The 12,893-nt window shown below is 62.1% G+C and carries 13 protein-coding genes; 2 read left to right on the top strand and 11 right to left on the bottom strand.

Annotated elements, in window-relative coordinates:
• Window positions 1-77: 77 nt before the first annotated feature.
• Window positions 78-923, top strand: a complete 846-nt coding sequence (locus ACTRWK_RS12450) for a glycosyltransferase family 25 protein (RefSeq protein ID WP_180829398.1) — start codon at window positions 78-80, stop codon at window positions 921-923.
• 22 nt (window positions 924-945) lie between these two features.
• Window positions 946-1,686, top strand: coding sequence for a hypothetical protein (locus ACTRWK_RS12445; RefSeq protein WP_289082153.1), 741 nt, complete (start codon window positions 946-948; stop codon window positions 1,684-1,686).
• Here ACTRWK_RS12445 and ACTRWK_RS12440 read toward each other — a convergent pair.
• The 11 genes from ACTRWK_RS12440 to uxuA all read right to left on the bottom strand — a co-directional run bounded on the left by ACTRWK_RS12440 (window position 1,683) and on the right by uxuA (window position 12,874).
• A complete protein-coding gene (locus ACTRWK_RS12440; RefSeq protein ID WP_289082159.1) occupies window positions 1,683-2,468 on the bottom strand; it encodes a glycosyltransferase family 25 protein in 786 nt (261 codons plus the stop codon). The two genes, ACTRWK_RS12445 and ACTRWK_RS12440, sit on opposite strands and share 4 nt — an antisense overlap.
• 190 nt (window positions 2,469-2,658) lie before the next feature.
• Complete coding sequence (gene ccoS / locus ACTRWK_RS12435; RefSeq protein ID WP_037941952.1) at window positions 2,659-2,823, bottom strand: cbb3-type cytochrome oxidase assembly protein CcoS; 165 nt, start codon at window positions 2,821-2,823, stop codon at window positions 2,659-2,661.
• Window positions 2,820-4,940, bottom strand: coding sequence for a heavy metal translocating P-type ATPase (locus ACTRWK_RS12430; RefSeq protein WP_289082152.1), 2,121 nt, complete (start codon window positions 4,938-4,940; stop codon window positions 2,820-2,822). The genes ccoS and ACTRWK_RS12430 overlap by 4 nt, the downstream gene beginning before the upstream one ends.
• Entirely contained in the window at window positions 4,937-5,407 is a 471-nt protein-coding gene (locus ACTRWK_RS12425; protein ID WP_289082151.1) for a FixH family protein, read from the bottom strand. Before ACTRWK_RS12425 ends, ACTRWK_RS12430 begins: the two co-directional genes overlap by 4 nt.
• Window positions 5,388-6,995 carry a cytochrome c oxidase accessory protein CcoG gene (gene ccoG, locus ACTRWK_RS12420; protein ID WP_289082150.1) on the bottom strand — a complete coding sequence of 536 codons (1,608 nt, stop codon included), beginning with the start codon at window positions 6,993-6,995 and terminating at the stop codon, window positions 5,388-5,390. The genes ACTRWK_RS12425 and ccoG overlap by 20 nt, the downstream gene beginning before the upstream one ends.
• A 96-nt stretch (window positions 6,996-7,091) precedes the next feature.
• Window positions 7,092-7,997, bottom strand: coding sequence for a cytochrome-c oxidase, cbb3-type subunit III (gene ccoP / locus ACTRWK_RS12415; RefSeq protein ID WP_289082149.1), 906 nt, complete (start codon window positions 7,995-7,997; stop codon window positions 7,092-7,094).
• Window positions 7,994-8,182, bottom strand: a complete 189-nt coding sequence (locus ACTRWK_RS12410; protein WP_037941960.1) for a CcoQ/FixQ family Cbb3-type cytochrome c oxidase assembly chaperone — start codon at window positions 8,180-8,182, stop codon at window positions 7,994-7,996. Before ACTRWK_RS12410 ends, ccoP begins: the two co-directional genes overlap by 4 nt.
• 10 nt (window positions 8,183-8,192) lie before the next feature.
• The gene (ccoO, locus tag ACTRWK_RS12405) at window positions 8,193-9,029 is read right to left on the bottom strand and encodes a cytochrome-c oxidase, cbb3-type subunit II (RefSeq protein ID WP_260005601.1); all 837 of its coding nucleotides are present in this window, start codon (window positions 9,027-9,029) and stop codon (window positions 8,193-8,195) included.
• A 5-nt stretch (window positions 9,030-9,034) separates the two neighbouring features.
• Window positions 9,035-10,645, bottom strand: coding sequence for a cytochrome-c oxidase, cbb3-type subunit I (gene ccoN, locus ACTRWK_RS12400; protein ID WP_289082148.1), 1,611 nt, complete (start codon window positions 10,643-10,645; stop codon window positions 9,035-9,037).
• A 130-nt stretch (window positions 10,646-10,775) separates the two neighbouring features.
• On the bottom strand, window positions 10,776-11,687 hold the full coding sequence (locus ACTRWK_RS12395) for a sugar kinase (RefSeq protein ID WP_289082147.1): 912 nt from the start codon (window positions 11,685-11,687) through the stop codon (window positions 10,776-10,778).
• Entirely contained in the window at window positions 11,684-12,874 is a 1,191-nt protein-coding gene (gene uxuA, locus ACTRWK_RS12390; RefSeq protein WP_289082146.1) for a mannonate dehydratase, read from the bottom strand. Before uxuA ends, ACTRWK_RS12395 begins: the two co-directional genes overlap by 4 nt.
• Between the last annotated feature and the right edge of the window lie 19 nt (window positions 12,875-12,893).

Here is a 12,893-nt window from a genome sequence, read left to right as displayed (position 1 = left end):
AGGTTTTGGCCACACAAGCTCTAGCTGGAAAAATAAAGGTACTGGATACTGTCCAGTTGTAAATAACGAGGAACTCTGTGGATACTTACCTGATCAACCTAGAGCGGCGTCCTGACCGACTGTCGGAGGTTTCGCGAAAGATGGCTGACCTAGGATTGCCATTCAAAATCTTCCGCGCCGTCGACGGGCAGGACGAAGATGCGAAGCTCCCAGATTTGAATAGACATCTATTCGTGATCAATCACAAGAAACAGCCCGTGCGCGGCGAGATCGCGTGTGCCGCCTCACATATCGCTGTTTGGCGCCAATTTCTTGAAACAGACGAAGACTATGCGCTGATCCTTGAAGATGATATTGATATCACACCGGACTTGGAGATGATTCAAAGGCAGATGCCCGGCCTTGGCCTGGATTTCCTGAATCTCTCCTCTAACGCGCCTTACACCTACACGCTGGATGAAGAGACACTCAGTCAACTTGCGAACGACGCAGTTAGAACACGCCCAACGGTGTTTGAACGGTCACGGCGTCGCCTATGGCGCAGGCTTGAATGGCGTAGACGTTGGCGGATTTTTCACCTTCATCCGCTCCCCAACGGCCATGTGGCGTGTGAATGTGATCCGGCACCGCTACTGGGAAGCGGGTACATCGTTTCACGTCGTGCGGCAGAGGCGTTTCTGCAGACCACCGAGCACCTCTTCTTTCCGGTCGATCTCGTTTGGCGGCACGCCCCGGGCATGCTGCGGCAGGGCTTTTTAGCCCGACCTATTGTGACGCAAACTGACAAGGACTCCGATATTCCGGGGCGCTTTGACCAAGGGAAGATGGCGCTGAAATACCGGCTTCTCAGACCCTTCCTAAAAAGCCGAAGACTACGTCGGCGGTTTGATGTACTGCGTCTTTACGGAGTGTTGCGCCACTAAACCGATAGGAAAAGCGAGACCAATGCGAAAGAAACCCGGACGGCTTAGACGGTTTTTATCCCTCAACCAGCATCGCAAACGCTGGGGGGCGCGCAGGCATGCGGCGGCGGAACATGATCTAGCCGAGCTCAAAGCGACGATGATTGACGCGGGCGATCCGGTTCAGACGCGGGGGTCAGCGAAATCCATCGACCTGCATCTGCAAAATCTAAGGACGGAATTTTCGGGGCAGTCTGCGCTGCTGCTTTATCATGCAGAGTTGATCGTGCTGATCCGGCGCGACCACAACCTGGCTGAAACCTATCAGAAATTCCGCACCCTGTGGATGGCCGAGGGGGACTTCCTGCGGGAGAAACTGAATATCCGCTGGCTTGTCTCAGCCACCGACACATTTGCGACCCATGATAGCGATATGGCGGTGCGCGCGGTTGCCATGATGACAAGCGCGGTCGTCAACACAGTTAAAATGTACGAAAGTGAACGGTATCTGACGGATACCTTGGGCACCACGATGGCCCCGGCGCATGTCGAGGATGTTCAACACCGGCTCATCCCGCTTTTCGAAGGCATGTCCTGCTTTACCGTCGGAACGGATGACACCCTGCGCAATATGGTCTGGAGGATGGAACCGTTTATGGCGCTTGATCCCGTCGGGCCCATTTTCCAGGAAATCTGGGCGCGGCTGCAGATCAATGACACCGCGTTTGCGCGCTTTAAGGCACAGCACAAACGGGATAAAACAAGCTGGTGGGACGAGGCTTAGCGCCGCGGCTCTTGGGGGGCCGTATAAAACTCGGCGGGTGACAATGATATCTCGCGGCGTTCGGCATCCACGGCATGCAGCAAGGCCTGCATGCCCATGCGAAGTTGGGCGGCGATGCGGCGCAGCTTGAACCTCGCGGTGGTTGGCTGCCGTGTCGGCACACCGGCCCCGATCAGCGAATGTGTCTTAAGCCCGACAGCAACGCCGTAAGCCTCCGCTTGGTCGATCTGGATCGCGCAGGCCGGTTCGACCTGATAGCTCTTAAGCTCGTAAGCACCACAGATCATCGCATCGGCAAGTGCTGCCTGTGTCTTTGCACGCTGCAACAGTTTTGCCGCCCCTGACGGCCATAGCACATATGCGGCGGCACCGCTGCGATCCTGATAGAGACGGCGCATAACGTGGTCGTCTGTCAGCGGTTGTGCGTCTTTGCCGACAATCTTCCGACGCTGGCGTACCTCAAGCGTCAGATGGTCGACATCCACCAACCCGCGACAGGACTTGAGCAATACCTGCGTCGCACGAGAAAGCACCACATCGTCCTCAAGGATCAACGCAGGTTCCCCCAAAGCCGCAACACGCTCCCATGCTGCTACGTGGCTCAGAAAACAAGCCTTCTCGGTTTCCTTAAGCGGGCGTTGCCAACTGGCCCAATAGGCCGCGTTATGCGATCCGCTCTGCGCATCGGGGGTAACGGCTTCGAGCCGCTCATAGGGCAGGCCAAGCGCATCCATCTGTTGCGCCATAAAGGCCATACGGTCCCGGGCCGAAGCGACGTTGATGATGATCGACAGTATGAGGAGCCCCTCCGGACAGATGGCGTGCGACTACCGGCTTCTATCAACAGTCACCTCACACGGCAATCTAAGATGATTATTCTCGCCCCTCGTGATCCTTATGGGGCCGAGGGCGGGAGCGGCCATCAGATCCGCTGCGGCGTGGTCGGCTGTGACACGCGTCCTAAGCCCAGCTCTACCCCTCTTCACCTTCAACACACACGTCATCCTCCAGCAAGATACGCGCGGCATCGCCCTCCAGGTCTTCGTACTGACCACTGCGCAATGTCCACAGACAGGCGATCAGCCCTGCTGCGCCGAGGCATATGGAAACGGGGATCAGGACAATCAGAATATTCATCGACGCAACGCATTCAGGACGACAAGGATGGAGGACGAAGACATGACCGCCGCCGCCATCAGCGGTGTGGCAAAGCCCATGACCGCGACCGGGATCGCCACGCAGTTATAGGCGGCGGCGAGGGCGAGGTTCTGCTTGATGCGGTTGCGCGCCCGACGTGCCAGGCTCAGGGTCTGTGCGATGGTACCTAGAGTGCCCCCCAGAATGACGCCGTCCGAGGCGACCCTTGCCGCGTCCAGCGCTGAACCGGGGGCGAGCGATGCATGTGCGGCGGCAAGCGCTGCGGTGTCATTCAGCCCGTCACCCACCATCAGCACCCGCCTGCCCTGTTCGGACATGCCACGCACCAGATCGACTTTCTCGTGCGGCAAGACACCGGCATGTATCTGATCAATCCCAAGCTTTGCGGCAAGGGCGGCGGCGCGGGCCGGTGTGTCGCCGGTGATCATCGCGACCTGCCACCCGCCGGCGCAAAGCGCGGCGATCAACGCGGCGGTGCCGGGGCGCGGGGTCTCGGTCAGCGGCAGGGGGATGCACCGATCGGGCAGATGAAGCTCGGGCCCGTCCTCTCCGCGCACCAGCCCCACGGGCACACCATTCCAAAGGGCGGTGACCCCCTGCCCTGCGACCTCGACCACGTCGCGCAAGTCGGCAGGAGCCTGCCCCGCAAGGGACGCCGCCAGCGCACGAGACGCGGGGTGGTGCGACGCTTGGGCCAAGCTCAACGCAACTGACGCGGCGTCGGGATCAAGCGCGGGAAGAACAGCCACCCCTTCGGTCAACGTGCCGGTTTTGTCAAAAACGACCGTGTCGATGTCAGCCAACCGTTCCAGCGCCGTGGGCGATTTCAGCAGCACGCCCGCGCGGAACAGCCGCCCCGTCATTGCCGCTGTGACCGCCGGAATGGCAAGCGCCAAGGCGCAGGGGCAGGTAATGATCAACGTCGCTGTGGCCACCGCAATGGCGTGATGCAGATCCCCCGTCAACGCCCACCAGATCGCGAAAGCCACCGCGGCCAAACCATGCACCACCGGCGCATAAAGCCGTGCGGCGCGGTCCGCGATGCCGCTGTAGCGGTGCTTGCCGGTCTCTGCGACCTCGACGAGGGCCGCCAAACGGCGCAGGGTGCTGTCTTCGGCGCGATGCGTGGCCCGCAGTGTCAGCGGAGCACCAAGGATCACTTCGCCCGCGCAGACCAGATCCCCTGCGGCCAAAGCGACGGGGTCCGCCTCTCCGGTCAGGGCAGAGCGGTCCACCATTGCGGCGGTTTCAGCTATGCCGTCCACAGGCGCACGGGCCCCTGCGGCCAGTGCGATCCGGTCGTCCGGCATCAGCACGGCGACATCCACGGTTTCGCGCCCTGTCGCGGTCAAGCGGGTGGCGCGCGGCAGCTCCAGCGCCGTCAGCTCTGCTGCGGCAGAACGCGCCGTCGCCCGCGCGCGGTGTTCAAGATACCGCCCCACCAGCAAGAAAAACGTCAAGGACAGCGCGGCATCAAACCATGTATGCGCCCCGCGGGCCGCAAAGGTTTCATAAAGCGATGTCGCAGCGGCCAGCAGGATCGCCAGCGCAATGGGGACATCCATGTTCACCCGCCCCGCCCGCAAGGCACCCCCTGCCGAGGCAAAGAAAGGCACCGCAGAAAATGCGAGGGCGGGCAGTGCTATGGCGGCCGAGACCCAGTGGAACATCACCCGTGTCACATCCCCTGCCCCCGACCAGACCGCGACAGAGATCGCCATCACATTCATCATCGCAAAGCCCGCCACCGCAGCACGGGCCAGCAGGCGCCGCCCCGCGTCGTCATTGGCGGGGCGCAGGGCGGTCGCGTCCAGCTCATGCGCGTCAAAGCCTGCGTCGTTCAAGGCCTGAAGGGCGGTGCTGGCGTCACACCCGGGGGCGAGCACAAGGCGAACCCGCTTGGCGCTCAGGTTTACTCTGGCCGCTTTCACAGACGGCAGCTTGGCCAAAACCCCTTCGACCCCCGCAATACAGGCGGCACAGCGGATCTGCGGCAGCGCAAGGTAGACTGCCGCCTCGGTGTCGGCCACGCCCTTCCTCGCGGTGTCGACAGATGGGGCAAGCGCGATACAGCCCGGACAGGCAGCGACAGTCATCTCAGGCCCCGCAGCGGGATGCGGCGCCGAAAGAGCGTGCCGTCAGCGGCCCGCATCTCTATCCGCAAGTTCCAGTTGCCGGGGCCCGACGTGACGGGGGCGACCCATGCGGTGCCGTCCCAGCTGAATTCCGGCGTGATGTCATCCGCTACCGTTGTTGCGCGTCCCAATGTGGCAAAGATGATCTCGGGCCTTACCACGCGATTGCCCCCATCTGTCACAGAGAGCGTAAGCATCGTGTCGGTCAACTCCGTCCGCACGGCCCAGCCCAAAGCTTCCTGTGCGGCGCGGTCCGTGTCGAAGTTCTGCGAGGCGACATAGCTCGACTCGGTCTCTTTGCCGGGGAAAGTCCGCACCGCGTTGAACGCCAGCGCGATATTCACCGAGATGATGATAGAAAAGCCGCCGATAAACATCGCCAGCACATGCCAGCCGGTCAGCGGGCGTTCAGTCTGTACCACGCTCATCAGATCCTTCCTTTCCGTTGAAAATTGTATTGCCATAGGCCCGCTCGCCCGAGGTGACATCTTCGACCCAAAGGCGCAGATCACTACGCTGCGCGCGGGCCGCGGGGGTCTGCGGCGGGGCGATCACATAGACGCGTTGCAACCGGCTGGTGTCAGCGGGCACGTTGACCACGGCGTTACTTGCGCCCTCTATCGCCAGTTCCAAGGGGCTGTCGGCCACCAGCGACACTCTGAAATCCCGCGCTTCGGTGTGTTTGTTGCGCAGGCGGATGTCATAGGCGTTGCGGATGGACCCGTCCGATAGGGTGACAAAGGTCGGGTTGCGCACCGGCGCAATTGTCATGTCGATCTCAGGCCGGATGAAAAGTGCTACGACCAGCGCCACACCGATGGCGGCCCATGCCGTCGTGTACACAATCGTGCGGGGTCGAAAGACATGCTGCCAAAGCGGCTTGGGCTGCCACGGGGGCAGCTTGGCACCGGCAACGTCACCGGCGGGGGCTTCTGCAAACCCCGCGACTGCGGCGCTTTCTTGCGGGGCGGTTGGCGGTTCGTCATCCAGCGCGAGATAGTCGATCAGCCCCCGCGGCCGCCCGATCTTGGCCATCACATCGTCACAGGCGTCGATGCAGAGGGCGCAGGTAATACACTCCATCTGTTGACCCTCGCGGATATCGATCCCCATCGGGCAGACCGCGACACAGGCGTTGCAATCGATACAATCCCCCAGCACGTCGCCGCTTCGCGACTGGCGATCTCCGGCGGAGTTTATGTCCAGCGCGGCACCATAGCGCGCCACGGCATCGCCGCTCCCAATCGCGGCGGCGGCGGCTTGCTGGCGTTTCACCCCACCCTTCCCGCGCGGCTCCCCCCGCCATTTGCGGTAGCCGACGGTCAGCGTGCCGGGGTCCATCATCGCGCCTTGGATGCGGGGCCAGGGGCACATGTAGATGCAGATCTGTTCGCGCATGAAGCCGCCAAAGATAAAGGTCGTGGCGGTGAGCACGGCGATGGTGGCATAGGCCACGGGGGCGGCTTGCAGGGTCACGAGGTCGCGCGCCAATGTGGGCGCATCGGCAAAGTAAAAGACCCAAGCCCCGCCCGTCGCCACCGCGATCAGCAACCAGACCCCCCATTTCGCCCCCCGCAACCGCGCCTTGCGCAGGCTCCACGGCGCATTGTGCAGGCGGATGCGCGCGTTGCGGTCGCCCTCGATCCAGCGCTCCACGGTCATGAAGAGGTCAGACCAGACGGTTTGCGGGCAGGCATAGCCACACCAGACCCGACCCAAGGCAGAGGTAAACAGGAACAGCCCCAGCCCCGCCATGATCAGCAGCCCTGCGACGAAATAGAATTCATGCGGCCAAATCTCGATCCAGAAGAAATGGAAACGGCGGTTCGCAAGATCGACCAGAACCGCCTGATCCGGCAGGTTCGGCCCGCGGTCCCAACGGAGCCACGGGGTGACGTAATAGACCCCCAGCGTGAGAATCAGGATCACCCATTTCAGCCGGCGGAAAAAGCCGCTCACCCGGCGGGGGAAGATCGGCTCGCGCGCGGCGAAAAGCGGGGGGGCGGCGTTGGACATGTGCGGGGGGCTCCGGGGTTACGTCTTGCGGCCTACACCCGTGGGGCGCAGGCCGCTTTGATCTGCATCAAACAACAGGTCTTTTTGTGCTGCGGCTCAATCCGCAGGCGTATCCTGCGCCGTGTCCATCGCGGCCTCCCCCCCGCCCAGACCGTGCACATAGGCCGTCACAGCGCGCACATCGGCTTCGCCCAAACGCGCCTGCCAGGGCGGCATGACCCCCATGCGCGGTGTTTTCAGCTGTTGGATGATCGCCTCGTGACTGCCGCCGCGCAGCCAGATCGCATCGGCAAGGTTTGGCGCGCCGATCTCGCGATCCCCAAGGCCCGTCTCACCGTGGCACGCGCTGCAATTCGTGGCGAAGATATCCGCACCCGCTTGGGCCGCTGCCTCGTCATGCGCGAGCCCCGAAAGGCTGCGCACGAAATGGGCCGTGGCGTCCAGCTCCGCAGCGCCCAGCCAGTCAAAGGACGGCATCTGCGACACCCTCGCGTCGGCGTCATCCTCGTTGCGGATGCCGTGGCGCACGGTATAGGCGATATCCTCCATCGTGCCGCCCCAAAGCCAGTCATCGTCCAGAAGGTTCGGATAGCCCGAGGCCACCACACCCCCTGCCCCCGCGCCATGACATTGCGAACAATTCGCCGCAAAGACCGAACGCCCCGCCTGCACGGCGAAACGGTGCAGTTCTTCGTTGTCTTTCAGAACCCCCATATCGACGTTGATCAGGCTTTCCGTCAGATCGGCATTCGACAGGTCCACCCGCGCAATCTCGGCCGCGACCTCGCCACGGGTGGAATAGCCCAGCAACCCCGCGGTCGCGCCCGAAACCATCGGCCACGCGGGATAGAGGATGGTATAGATCACGCCCCAGACGATGGTGGCGTAGAATGTCCAAAGCCACCACCGCGGCAAGGGCGTGTTCAGCTCTTCGATGCCATCCCAGCTGTGGCCCGTGGTTTCGGTGCCGGTGGTGGGGTCGATCTTGCGGTTGTCGGTCATTGGCGGGCTCCGTCTTTGCGGGCTTGGTCGGGGTCATCGTTGCGAAATGGCACATCCGCCGCGTCATCATGCAGCGCGCGCGAGCCGGGGCGATAGGCCCAAGCAATGACCCCCAGAAAGATCAACGTCAGGATCAAGAGCGCCCAGCTATCAGCCAGTTCACGCAAGAAGGAATAGGTGTCCATGGCAAGCTCCTCAGCGGGTGGCATCGGGCACAAAGGTCGAGAAATCGACCAACGTCCCGAGCATTTGCAGATAGGCGATCAGGGCATCCATCTCGCTGACACCGGGCTGCCCGTCAAAGTCGCGCACCTGCGCACCGGGGTAGCGGTCAAGCAGCGCGTCATAATCCCCCATCGGGTCAACCTGCATGCGGAAATCTCCGCTCGCGCTGGCGATCATCTCGTCGGTGTAGGGCACGCCAACCATGCGGTGGGTCGCCAGCAGATCGGTCACATCCTCGCTTTCCAGCTTGGCTTCCATCAGAAAGGCGTATTTCGGCATCACGCTTTCCGGCACGACCGACTGCGGGTCCATCAGGTGGTCCACGTGCCACTCGTCCGAATAGCGCCCACCGACCCGCGCCAGATCCGGCCCCGTGCGTTTCGAGCCCCATTGAAACGGGTGGTCATACATGGATTCGGCGGCAAGGCTGTAGTGGCCGTAACGCTCCGTCTCGTCGCGCATGGGGCGGATCATCTGGCTGTGGCAGACATAGCAGCCCTCGCGCACGTAGATCTCGCGCCCCGCCAGTTCCAGCGGCGAATAGGGGCGCATGCCCTCGACCTTCTCGATCGTGTTTTCCAGCCAGAACAGCGGAGCGATTTCAATGATGCCGCCGATACTGACCACCCCGAGAGAGGCGATCAGCAGCAGCGTCGCATTGCGTTCAAACCGCTGGTGAAAGGTGATCGTCTGCGTCTCAGGCGGCAGCTCGTTCGGGATTTTGCCCTTTTTCATCCCTTCGCTGGCGGTCACCACCTTGGGATCGTCAGCGGGGTCATAGTTGGGGCTTTGGGGGTTCTTGGCCATTGATATTACTCCGCTGGCAGGGCGACGGTGACGGGGCGGGCTTGCGGGGCGCGGATGGTCATCCACATGTTCCAGACCATCACCGCACCCCCCGCGAGGTAGAGCACCCCGCCCAGACCACGGACCACATACATCAGGAATTTGGCTTCGACGGTGTCGGCAAAGCTGTTGACAAGGAAGCCATTGGCATCGACCTCGCGCCACATCAGCCCTTCCATAATGCCCGAGACCCACATCGACGCCGCGTAAAGAACGATGCCCACGGTCGCTAGCCAGAAGTGCAGGTTGATCGCCGACAGCGAATGCATTTGCGCCCGCCCCCAAAGCCGCGGTGTCAGGAAATACAGCGCGCCAAAGGTGATGAGCCCGTTCCAGCCAAGCGCGCCGGAATGCACGTGCCCGATGGTCCAGTCGGTGTAGTGGCTAAGGCTGTTCACCGCGCGGATCGACATCATCGGCCCTTCAAAGGTGGACATCCCGTAGAAGGCGAGCGAGGCGACAAACATGCGGATGATCGGATCGGTACGGATCTTGTCCCACGCACCCTCAAGCGTCATCAGGCCGTTGATCATGCCGCCCCAACTGGGCATCCACAGGATGATCGAGAACACCATCCCCAGCGTCGCCGCCCAATCGGGCAAGGCGGTATAGTGCAGGTGGTGCGGACCCGCCCAGATATACAGAAAGATCAGCGCCCAGAAGTGGATGATCGACAGTTTGTAGCTATAGACCGGACGGCCCGCCTGCTTCGGCACAAAGTAGTACATCATGCCCAGAAAACCGGCGGTCAGGAAGAAGCCCACGGCGTTATGCCCGTACCACCACTGCGTCATCGCATCCTGCACGCCCGCAAAGACCTGCACCGATTTGGAGCCCCAGATCGACACCGGAATGGCGAGGTTGTTGACCACATGCAGCATGGCCACGGTGATGATGAAGGCCAGAAAGAACCAGTTCGCCACATAGATATGACGCTCGCGCCGGTTCAGGATCGTACCGAAGAACACGGCGAGGTAGGTCAGCCAGACGATGGTCAACCAGATATCGACATACCATTCCGGCTCGGCATATTCCTTCGATTGGGTCGCCCCCAGCAGATAGCCCGTCGCTGCCAGAACGATGAACAACTGATAGCCCCAGAAAACAAACCAAGCGGCGTTGCCGCCCCAAAGCCGTGCCGCCGACGTACGTTGCACGATGTAAAAAGAAGAGGCGATCAGCGCGTTGCCGCCAAAGGCGAAGATCACCGCGCTGGTGTGCAGCGGACGCAGACGGCCAAAGTTGGCATAGGGCTGCGCCCATTCGATATTCAGCGCGGGAAACGCGAGTTGAAAGGCGATGTATGTCCCCGCAAGGAACCCGACAACACCCCAGAACGCCGTGGCAATTACGCCATAGCGGATCGGCCCGTCCATATAGCCCTGCGGCGCTGGCGCATGGGGCGCGGCGACACCGTCGACCGGCATATTGCGCAGTTGCCAGAAGAATAGGCCGGCGGCGATCACCATGATCAGCAGCGCATGGACCATATAGGCCGGATCCCGCCCCCAATCGGCCGCCAAAGCTGCGAAAAACACAATGAGCGCAAGCACGACCAACTTGAGCGTATCGAACATATCCCGAATCCCCTTTATTTCGGGACACGGTTCTCATGGCGGCAGGGGCGGCGCCTTGATCTAGATCAAATGCGGCACGGGCTTGGCGGGCATTTTAGGGGGCAATCTATCGGCGGGTGCGCGCGCTATGTCAGACCAGCCCCAGATCATTGCGCGAGATAATGGCACCCTTATGCCTGATCACCTGCCCCGCACATCTCTGCGCGGCCGATATAGCGTCCTCGGTCGGCAAGCCGCGCAGAAGGCACGCAATATAGGCACCGTTAAAGGAATCTCCGGCGGCTGTCGTATCGATAATGTCCCCGACCGGGGCCACGGGGAAAGCCGTCAACTGGCCGTCCTGCAGGTGGATCGTATCCGCAGGCCCGTTCTTGACCACAACATGCCCGGCCCCCAGATCGGCATAACGTTTCGCGCTGTCCTGCGGGGTCCGGTCACCAAAGGCCGTTGTTTCATCATCGAAACTTGGCATTACAAGATCGCTCAGCCCCGCGGCCCGCGATATAACATCAAGCATCCGGTCTTTATCCGCCCAGAGGTGAGGCCGGATATTCGGATCAAACGCCAAAAGCCCGCCTTGCTTTTTATGCTCTACCAAACCGGCCAGGAGTGTCTCTAGGTCGTCGGGCGGCAGGATCGCCAGCGTGATGCCCGAGAAATAGACCACATCCGCCCCTGCCACATCGCGCCAAAGCGGGCCGGGGTGGCGCACCATCATCTGCGCCGCCGATGTATCGCGCCAATAGGTAAAGCTGCGCTCGGCCCCGTTCAGCTGGATCGTATACAGACCGGGGCGCCGATCGGCGATGCGCGGCGTCTCCGCGCAGCGGATCCCACCCGACCGGATAAAGGCCAGCATCTGGTCCGACATAGGGTCCGTGCCAACAGCGGTGTGAAAGGCGACATCCGCATCATCGGCGGAATGCGCCCGCGCGTACCACAGGGCGTTGAACACATCGCCGGAAAATCGTTGCCGCCACAGGTCATCGCCCGCCGACGACAACTCGATCATGCATTCGCCGATGCCAAGAAGTGAGGTCATTGCACCTGCCTTGCGTGGTTTGATCCGGTGGCTGAATGGTCCAGCGCGGCCAAGGCGCCTCGTAGCTCCGCCAATCCTTTGAGCCGCCCCAGATAGGAATAGCCCGGATTTGTTTTCTGCTGCTGTTCGAATGCCAGCAGGTGACCGTGATCCGGCCGCATGGGGATAGCGCGGGCGGGCTGCCCCTGTTCTGCCGCGCGCAGGGCCGCGAGGACCGCAATCATATCGGTGCTCCCCCCAAGCGCTGCGGCTTCATGAAAGCTGCCATCCCCCTCGCGCTGCACATTGCGCAAATGGGCAAAGTGGATATGCGCGCCAAAGCGGCGGGCCATGTCGGGCAGATCATTATCCGCGCGGGCCCCCAGTGATCCGGTACAGAAGGTCAGCCCGTTCGCAGCGCTCGGCACCGCGTCAAGAATAAACGCCAGATCCTGCGCGGTCGAAACGCAGCGCGGCAAACCGAAAAGCGGAAACGGCGGATCATCGGGATGGATGGCAAGCCGCACCCCCAAGGCCTCTGCCTGTGGCACGACGACACTTAGGAACGCGGCCAGATTGGCTTGAAGGTCGCGGTGCGACAGGGATGCGAAACTTTCTATGCCCGCCAGCAGATCCGCCCGCGTAAACCCTTTGGCGCTACCGGGGAGCCCTGCGATGATATTCGCCTCTAACGCGGCGATCTCGGGCTTTGTCATATGCCCCCACCGCATCTGCGCCGCGGCCAGCAGATCGGGGGCGTGGTCGGCCTGGGCGTTCGGGCGTGCAAGGATATGCATGTCGAACACCACGAAATCCACCATGTCAAAACGCAAGGCCTGCCCCTGCCCGTCGATCTCGAAGCGCAGATCGGTGCGGGTCCAGTCCAGCAGCGGCATGAAGTTGTAGCAGATCGTCTTGACGCCCGCGCGCGCCAGATTGCGCATCGTCTCGATCCATGCCGCGATCTCTGCCGTGGCACCGGCACCCTTCAGCTTGATCGCATCCGGCATCCAGATCGACTCGCACACATCCCAGCTCAGGCCGGCCTCCTCGATCCGCGCCTGAAGGGCCGTGATATCCCTTAGCGGCCAGACCTCGCCGGGGGCGTAGTCGTGCAAAGCGGTCACAATGCCCGACGCGCCGGCCTGCTTGATATGGGTAAGCGTGACCGGATCAGTGGGGCCAAACCAGCGCCATGTTTCTTTCATGGGGTATCCTATTCGATCA

The organism is Sulfitobacter sp. G5_S2_6_S6 (assembly GCF_054968505.1).
This window is presented reverse-complemented; position numbering and strand designations above follow the sequence as displayed.

Bases quoted from the DNA above. Each gene is read 5' to 3' on its own strand.
- ACTRWK_RS12445 (WP_289082153.1), top strand. From the start codon at position 946: ATGCGAAAGAAACCCGGACGGCTTAGACGGTTTTTATCCCTCAACCAG.
- ACTRWK_RS12410 (WP_037941960.1), bottom strand. From the start codon at position 8,182: ATGGACACCTATTCCTTCTTGCGTGAACTGGCTGATAGCTGGGCGCTC.
- ACTRWK_RS12430 (WP_289082152.1), bottom strand. From the start codon at position 4,940: ATGACTGTCGCTGCCTGTCCGGGCTGTATCGCGCTTGCCCCATCTGTC.
- ccoP (WP_289082149.1), bottom strand. From the start codon at position 7,997: ATGACCGACAACCGCAAGATCGACCCCACCACCGGCACCGAAACCACG.
- ccoG (WP_289082150.1), bottom strand. From the start codon at position 6,995: ATGTCCAACGCCGCCCCCCCGCTTTTCGCCGCGCGCGAGCCGATCTTC.
- ccoN (WP_289082148.1), bottom strand. From the start codon at position 10,645: ATGTTCGATACGCTCAAGTTGGTCGTGCTTGCGCTCATTGTGTTTTTC.
- uxuA (WP_289082146.1), bottom strand. From the start codon at position 12,874: ATGAAAGAAACATGGCGCTGGTTTGGCCCCACTGATCCGGTCACGCTT.
- ACTRWK_RS12425 (WP_289082151.1), bottom strand. From the start codon at position 5,407: ATGAGCGTGGTACAGACTGAACGCCCGCTGACCGGCTGGCATGTGCTG.
- ACTRWK_RS12395 (WP_289082147.1), bottom strand. From the start codon at position 11,687: ATGACCTCACTTCTTGGCATCGGCGAATGCATGATCGAGTTGTCGTCG.
- ccoS (WP_037941952.1), bottom strand. From the start codon at position 2,823: ATGAATATTCTGATTGTCCTGATCCCCGTTTCCATATGCCTCGGCGCA.
- ccoO (WP_260005601.1), bottom strand. From the start codon at position 9,029: ATGGCCAAGAACCCCCAAAGCCCCAACTATGACCCCGCTGACGATCCC.